Annotated in this window: 8 protein-coding genes and 1 pseudogene; 7 read left to right on the plus strand and 2 right to left on the minus strand. The window is 36.2% G+C overall.

Translation table 11 applies throughout. The features are described 5' to 3' along the window. Window positions 1-1299 (plus strand): RagB/SusD family nutrient uptake outer membrane protein (locus B091_RS0111135; protein WP_018110075.1); only part of this gene is annotated, 1299 nt, incomplete at its 5' end. 80 nt (window positions 1300-1379) lie between these two features. On the opposite strand, the gene B091_RS0111140 is transcribed toward B091_RS0111135, so the two are convergent. Together B091_RS0111140 and B091_RS12220 are read right to left on the minus strand one after the other, a co-directional pair. Continuing rightward, the gene (locus tag B091_RS0111140) at window positions 1380-2888 is read right to left on the minus strand and encodes a catalase (protein WP_018110076.1); all 1509 of its coding nucleotides are present in this window, start codon (window positions 2886-2888) and stop codon (window positions 1380-1382) included. 161 nt (window positions 2889-3049) lie between these two features. Continuing rightward, window positions 3050-3274: a hypothetical protein gene (locus B091_RS12220; protein WP_025069672.1), complete on the minus strand. Its 225-nt coding sequence runs from the start codon at window positions 3272-3274 to the stop codon at window positions 3050-3052. A gap of 415 nt (window positions 3275-3689) precedes the next feature. On the opposite strand from B091_RS12220, the gene B091_RS0111150 reads away from it, so the two are divergent. The 6 genes and pseudogenes from B091_RS0111150 to B091_RS0111175 all read left to right on the plus strand — a co-directional run bounded on the left by B091_RS0111150 (window position 3690) and on the right by B091_RS0111175 (window position 7084). Beyond that, window positions 3690-3935 (plus strand): GlsB/YeaQ/YmgE family stress response membrane protein, encoded by a 246-nt coding sequence (locus B091_RS0111150; protein WP_018110078.1) that lies wholly within the window; start codon window positions 3690-3692, stop codon window positions 3933-3935. Between the two features lie 22 nt (window positions 3936-3957). Continuing rightward, window positions 3958-4212, plus strand: coding sequence for a hypothetical protein (locus B091_RS0111155; protein WP_018110079.1), 255 nt, complete (start codon window positions 3958-3960; stop codon window positions 4210-4212). 63 nt (window positions 4213-4275) lie between these two features. Next, window positions 4276-4764: pseudogene (locus tag B091_RS12225) on the plus strand (3'-5' exonuclease). A gap of 174 nt (window positions 4765-4938) precedes the next feature. Next, window positions 4939-5628 (plus strand): LysE family translocator, encoded by a 690-nt coding sequence (locus B091_RS0111165; protein WP_018110081.1) that lies wholly within the window; start codon window positions 4939-4941, stop codon window positions 5626-5628. 135 nt (window positions 5629-5763) lie between these two features. Beyond that, the gene (locus B091_RS0111170) at window positions 5764-6699 is read left to right on the plus strand and encodes an ROK family protein (protein ID WP_018110082.1); all 936 of its coding nucleotides are present in this window, start codon (window positions 5764-5766) and stop codon (window positions 6697-6699) included. A gap of 13 nt (window positions 6700-6712) precedes the next feature. After that, window positions 6713-7084: a thioesterase family protein gene (locus B091_RS0111175; protein ID WP_018110083.1), complete on the plus strand. Its 372-nt coding sequence runs from the start codon at window positions 6713-6715 to the stop codon at window positions 7082-7084. Window positions 7085-7283: the final 199 nt, after the last annotated feature.

Raw genomic sequence — 7283 nt, forward strand, 5'->3', positions numbered from 1 at the left:
GTATACTTTTCGTTGTTTCATTGGATAAAGATAGTTTTTTATCCCTTAACTCTTTGTACAGGTAAAGTTAGCAAGTCCAATCGTTCGTTACTTGCAAAAGCTTACAAAACTATACCTTCAGACAAAGGCCTAGCAAACTTTAGATCGGATGAGATGAAAGTTTCGGCCGATGATAACGATCAAAACTCTTATGGGTTTTTAGAGAATTGGGATGATGCTTCTATCAATACAACGAATGCTTCATTTAGCTGGCAATTTTATTACCGTGTGATCTATATTGCCAATCAAGTAATAGAAAACGCTGGCAATATCAAGTCGACTGATGGCGCAGTGGTTAATCAACTGGTGGGAGAGGCTTACCTCTTGCGTGCCTACATGCATTTTACGTTAGTAAATCTTCACGGAGAGCCTTATACCTTAGCTGGAGGACCTGCATCAAAATCTATTCCTTTGATGAAAGATACCGATTTGGAGAAGTCACGTTTTCGTGATATAGTTAGTGATGTATACGCTGCTATTTTGAGTGATATTAGTGAAGCGAAAGAGCTAATCAATATTGACAGATGGGAGCCATCATTCTCATATCGCTTCAACAAAACTAGTGTCGATGCACTTGAGTCACGAGTGAATCTCTATATGGGTAAATGGCAGGCAGCTCTTGATGCTGCTCAGCGTGTGCTTGCAACTGATTACAAGCTTGTAGATATGAATGAGGAACTAGCTGTTTTACCCAATCATTATACTTCATCCGAAAATATTGCAGCTTCAGAAGCACCCATAAGCTCAAATGTTCAGCGCGGTGCTTTGGCTCCAGTACAATTTCTTACAAAGTATAGTGAGAACGATTTGCGACTCACTAAATATTTTGCATTAGAAGCTGAAGAAAATGGAGATCGAAAGTCAGTTAAAGCTGGTACAGATGCGCTTAAGACTACATTCAGACTTGGAGAGTTTATTATTACGGCAGCAGAAGCGGCAGCTGAGTTAGGGCAGGTTGATTTAGCTAAGGCTAATTTATTGGAACTCGCTAAAAACCGTTATACCAATGAGGGGTATCAGGCTGTACAGGCTCAGTTAAAGGAGATGAATAATGAAGAGTTAATCGATTTTATTCATGATGAAAGAGCGCGAGAACTCGCTTTTGAAGGGCATCGTTGGTTCGACCTGCGTCGTACTACCCGTCAACAAATCATTAAGGTTATTGATGATGTATCTTATGAACTTAAAAAAGATGATCCTAGATATACCATACCAATTCCTCGTGATGCTACACAAGCAAATCCTAATTTGTCATTATAACACATAATGATTAACATATATAACAAAGCCACATATTACGAAAATATGTGGCTTTGTTGTTTAATATAAGTTGAGCTCTATTATTGAGCTGTAGCTTTTACTCTTTCCTCTTGTGACATGTTAGCTAATTTCTCAACTTCTTTAATATCTAAATTTAATCCTTCGGCAATACGTGTTCCGTAGTCCTTGTTAGATTTGTAGAACAAAGCCGTTTGGCGAAGTTGGATTCTTTTTTGAGCTCCTTTTATATGTCCTAAGATATTGTTGATTAGATGAGTCCTATCTTGGTCAGTCATTACCTTAGCATATAAGTCTCCAGCTTGTACAAAGTCAATATCACCCACTTCATACTCGTGACGTGCAGCCATTCCCGAAACATCAATTGGTGGTGTTGCCCACTTCTTATCTGGAGTAGGTCCATCAAATGAGTTTGGATAATAATTTGGCCCAGCTTCTTGTTTGAAATTCATAGCACCATCACGCTGGTAGTGACCAAACGGACATTTTGGTGCATTTACAGGAAGTTGATCAAAGTTGGTACCTAGACGGTGTCTTTGAGTGTCAGGATAGCTGAATAAACGTACTTGTAACATCTTATCGGGCGATGCATCAATCCCTGGTACAAAGTTGCCTGGAGAGAATGCTGCTTGTTCAATGTCAGTAAAGTAGTTATAAGGATTCCTGTTTAGAGTCATCTTACCTACTGGAATGAGTGGGTAGTCTTTGTGAGACCAAACTTTTGTGATATCAAAAGTGTCTACAGTATAATTAGGAGCATCTTCAGGCTTCATTATTTGAACAGAAACGTTCCATGAAGGGAACTCTCCCTTGTCAATGCTAGTAAAAAGATCTCTTGTTGCATAATCAGGGTCTTTCGCCTTCATTACATCGGCTTGGGGGCCTGTTAGGTTCTTAATTCCTTGTGCTGTTTTGAAGTGCCACTTGATCCAGAAATGCTCTCCTTTTTTATTATACCACATATAGGTATGACTACCGTAACCATTCATATGTCTGAATCCATCGGGTGTACCTCTATCAGAGAATAGGATTGTCACTTGATGGATACTTTCAGGAGTTAATGATAGGAAGTCCCAAAAAGCATCAGGGTCTTTTAGGTTAGTCTGAGGATTTCTTTTCTGAGTGTGAATAAAATCAGGGAATTTGATTCCATCACGGATGAAGAATACAGGGGTGTTATTACCCACCATATCAAAGTTGCCTTCATCAGTATAGAATTTTACAGCAAAACCGCGAGGGTCTCTTTCTGTATCTGCTGATCCTTTTTCTCCACCAACTGTTGAGAATCGAGCGAGTAGTTCTGTTTTTTTACCCACCTGAGAAAGGAAGTCGGCGCAAGTATAAGCTGTAACATCGTTAGTAACTTCAAAAGTACCGAATGCTCCAGCTCCTTTTGCATGAACAACACGCTCAGGAATTCTTTCACGATCAAAATGTGCTAATTTTTCAATGGTATGACTGTCAGAAAGAAGAGTCATGGCATTTTGCCCTTCAGTAGTTATGGACGCTTGGTCGTTATCTACTGGTCTACCGAGGTTGGTAGTCATTGTTCTAGATTTGTCTTTTTTCATAAGCTAATAAAACTTTTAAGTGAGTAATTATAAAAATTAGCTCTCGTATAGTTTCTATTCTTATGATCTATGTGCATAGCCCACAAGAAATTTAATTGTCATGATAGTAATATAGCTTTTATAAAGACTTAAACCAATCTAATTAGCTCTTTTATTATTGATTAGTATTCTGCCTCATTTACATTAGTCAACCTATTGTCTCTCTTTCTCCAAATCGAGTATAAAGTCGTTATTAATGCTATTGTGAGGAAGAAGTAGGGAATACTTAATTCTTTTACAATTTTGGAACGTTGCCCACCTGTAATCTCCATAATTAAATATAGAGTGATGACGAATATACAAAGCGTTAAAAAGCTTGCAACAGCTTTAGCGAATTTTGCTTTCATGTTGAACTCTGAATTTTTGTTGTTAGAACTCTGATTGTATGCAATATATAGTCTTTTCCTTAGAATTAGTCTGTTTGATAATTATAAATTACAGTAAGAAATATTTAATATCGGTTTAGAACTATTTTGACAGGATGGTTGTTGCAAAACCCTTACATTACAGCGCGTAGGGAGCTGGTAAAGAGGGTCTAATGCATTAAAATATAAATTTAAAGTGACTTTATTTGTAAATATAATTACCAAATAGTACAATTGTAAAAGTTTGATGTTGAACACTTCAATACTCTGATTCGTTATATCCTGAATGCTATGAAACGCTTATGCAGAAAGCTGTCTAGTTTAATAAATAGTTAATAATGTTTTACTGGTCAATTATTGCTTAAGTGCTTCTTTGTGAAACTTTAAACAGAAAATTATGTCATTTCTTTGGTTTATTTTGATTGGAGCCTTATCTGGATATTTAGCTGGTCTATTTATGCGAGGCGGTGGTATGGGTTTTATTTGGAATCTAATACTTGGAGTTTTAGGTGGAGTTATTGGTGGATGGTTATTTGATCTTATCGGATTTTCGTTTGGAGGAACAATAGGCAGCATCTTTACATCTGTGGTTGGTGCTGTTGTACTACTCTATGTCGTAAATAAAATTTCAAACAAAAAGTAATAATTAGCTAGAGTTCTTACAAATGGATTTATTTCTATATTCTTGTATTGGAATTGGAGTAGGGATGCTATTCAGTTGGATTTTCTACGAAAAAGGGTATGTTATGCTTATCGCAGTTCTTGTCTCATTATTTGGAGCTTGGGCGGGTGGAGGAATATGTGCCTTTTTTTTTGATTCCCTGTTAGGCTGCTTACTTTCTTCATTTGTAGGAGCTCTGTTTCTTCTTACCTTTGGTGTAATTATCCTTTTGGAGTATGCTCGTAAGAAAAGAAATTGAGTTTTCTTTTTTCTTTACTTAGATATATATTACATTCGTCGAAAGTAAATTTTAAAAGAGCATATGGATAGTTTTGTTGCTATCGATTTTGAGACCGCTAACTCTAATCGATCGAGTATTTGTAGTGTAGGAATTGTCGTAGTTCGCGATGGTAAAATAGTTGATAAAGATTACCACCTAATCTGTCCGGTGCCTAATGTCTATTCTCACTGGAATACCAAAGTACATGGTTTAACATCCTGCGATACAAATAATGCTCCTTATTTTCCTTCTGTATAGCGTGAAATAGCACTAAAGATAGGCGGCCTACCTTTGGTCGCCCATAATTGCTCTTTTGATGAGAATTGTCTTAAATCGGTCTTTAAAGTATATGATATTCCATATCCTGACTATACGTTTTTCTGTACTTTAAGAGCTTCTCGAAAATTTATCCCCAATTTATCTAATTATCAATTACAGACAGTTGCTGAGCATTGTGGTTTTCATCTAGAAAATCATCACCATGCTTTAGCTGATGCGGAAGCTTGTGCAGCTATAGCATTAGAAGTATAAAAACTCTTTAGGTCTGTTAATCAACTTGTTGCTTGCTAACTAGACCGTTTATATATTTTACTCACAACTCAATACAAAAATATTTCAGATGAACTTAGTTGTAAATTCACTTAATGTATTATTTTTGTATATATATAAGAGTATTCCTTAAAATATAATTTAAAACTAGCTAGTATGAGTTTAGTCTTTAATATCCCCTGGGAAAGTTTTTTAAGCTTGACGATAGTTCATTTCTTTGCTGTAATTTCACCTGGTCCTGCTCTAATCGTTCAAATGAATATTAGTGTAAATAAAGGCAGAAAGCTTGGTAATTATTGTGCTTTAGGTGTGGGAGTAGGTATTGGACTACATCTTTTATATACTTTTTTGGGGCTAGCCCAACTCATTGAATCCAATGTTTGGCTGAGTCGTCTAGTTATTATTATGGCTATAGTATATTTCTCTTATTTATTTAGAGGTCTTTTAAAGGTACCTCAATCCGTAAATATAGAACAGCCAGTCGCTCATGCTAGTGCGACATCTAAAGATGCTTTTACTTCTTTTAGTCAAGGTTTCGCTTCTTCTGCAATAAACCCAAATGCTATAGTTTTCTCAATAACAATGTTTACTCCGTTAATTAACCCTGATTGGACCTTCTTTGCTTGCTCACTGATGTTGTTGTGGTTATGCTTAAATTGTGTTATCATTTATATAGGGTTTAACTTTATCTTTAGCAACCCTCGTATATCAAGTTATTACTTTAAGAAGAGATTTATATTTGATCGAATAATAGCACTGTTTTTTGCTTATCTAATCATTTGTTTTGCCGCAAAACTTCTGCCTGATAGCTTGACTGAACCTATATCTTTTTTACTGTATTTTTAAAGTTTGATTTTTTGTTTAGTTCTAAAGTCATTAAAACTTTTCACTAAATATAGATAATGACTATATTAGAGATTCAAAACTTTTATTAATAAGATATCTTTCTTGATGATATAAAGATGTAAAACCATTTGATATATGAGAAATGTAATTGGTGTCGATTTGGGTGGATCTGCTATTAAATATGCCCTAATTACTGAGCACGGAAATATTTTGTATGAGTCACAGCTTTCTAGTAAAGCCGATGTCTCGAGTGATGCAATTATAGAGCAAATAAAGAAAGCAATAGCAGATGTCTTTGATTATGCTCAAACTCAGGGTCTTGAAGTATCTGGTGTAGGTGTAGGCTCACCAGGAATTATCGATAGCATTAAAGGTACTGTTATAGGCAAAGCTGAGAATCTAAAAGGCTGGGAGAATATCCCGTTAGTTTCAATCTTACGCTCGGAGTTTGATTGTCCTGTATATATTGATAATGATGCCAATGTCATGGCTCTTGCTGAGCTTGCTTATGGAGCAGCTTGTGGTTGTACGGATGCAGTCTTCCTGACTATCGGTACAGGTATTGGTGGAGCTATGATAATCAATAGAGAGCTTTATGGCGGTTTTAGAAACCGAGGTGCTGAGTTAGGACATACGCCCTTAATTGCGCATGGAGAAGCTTGTAACTGCGGGTCTGTTGGCTGTTTTGAACAATATGCTTCGGTTACAGCACTTTTACGTGATTACAAACAGTTACTTCAAGAAAATGATAAAACAATTCCTGAGTCTATCGACGGAAAATATATAATTACTAAATATCACGAGAACGAACCTGAAGCTATTACTGCATTAAATAGGCATTGTGATTATGTTGGGTATGCTATTTCTGGTTTTATAAATATATTCAGCCCCCAGCGTGTAATTATTGGCGGAGGGATATCAGAGACTGGTGAGTTTTACATTGATAAGATACGCGAATACAATCAAAAATATGTAATTAACGACTGCGGCATCAATACCGAGATAGTAAAAGCTAAATTGGGAAATCTCTCTGGTTGCATTGGTGCAGCTAGTTTGGTGTTTACAGCATAAAATAAAATATACAATGTTAGAAAAAGGAATTAAACTAAGTATTGATAAACATGTCGATTCGCCTAAGTCGGCAAGATCTATGGGGAGTGGTGATTTGGAAGTGTTGGCTACTCCTGCTCTTGTCGCTGCTCTAGAAAATGCGGCGATGCTATGTGTAGCTCCAGCTTTGGCTGAAGCTGATACAACAGTTGGCGGACATATTGATCTTAAGCATCTTCGTCCTACTGCTGTGGGACAAGATTTTAAGGTTGAAGCAGAACTTACTGAAGTTGATGGTAAGAAATTAGTATTTAGCCTTAAAGCATCTGATGGTAAAGGGGAAATAGGTAATGGATCTCATGTTCGCTTTATCGTTAACAGAGAGCGATTTATGAGTAAGCTGTAAAGCTTCTTTGATTTTAATTAATAATAAGATGTGTTTGATTAAGCGCATCTATTTGATAAAAGCTAGGGTTGGGTTAATTGATAACCTAACCCTTTTCTTGGATTATACCGAAAAGCTGTGGGATTTGCATATCAAGCATAGATTTTAGTCAAGCGATAAATAAAGAAGTTTACATCTCTTACTCCTCTTAAACTAGCTC

This window comes from Bacteroides propionicifaciens DSM 19291 = JCM 14649, from assembly GCF_000375405.1.
Classification (GTDB): Bacteria; Bacteroidota; Bacteroidia; order Bacteroidales; family Bacteroidaceae; genus Bacteroides_E; species Bacteroides_E propionicifaciens.

Coding starts and splice junctions, on each gene's coding strand:
- B091_RS0111175 (WP_018110083.1), top strand. CDS start 6,713: ATGTTAGAAAAAGGAATTAAACTAAGTATTGATAAACATGTCGATTCG.
- B091_RS12220 (WP_025069672.1), bottom strand. CDS start 3,274: ATGAAAGCAAAATTCGCTAAAGCTGTTGCAAGCTTTTTAACGCTTTGT.
- B091_RS0111170 (WP_018110082.1), top strand. CDS start 5,764: ATGAGAAATGTAATTGGTGTCGATTTGGGTGGATCTGCTATTAAATAT.
- B091_RS0111155 (WP_018110079.1), top strand. CDS start 3,958: ATGGATTTATTTCTATATTCTTGTATTGGAATTGGAGTAGGGATGCTA.
- B091_RS0111140 (WP_018110076.1), bottom strand. CDS start 2,888: ATGAAAAAAGACAAATCTAGAACAATGACTACCAACCTCGGTAGACCA.
- B091_RS0111150 (WP_018110078.1), top strand. CDS start 3,690: ATGTCATTTCTTTGGTTTATTTTGATTGGAGCCTTATCTGGATATTTA.
- B091_RS0111165 (WP_018110081.1), top strand. CDS start 4,939: ATGAGTTTAGTCTTTAATATCCCCTGGGAAAGTTTTTTAAGCTTGACG.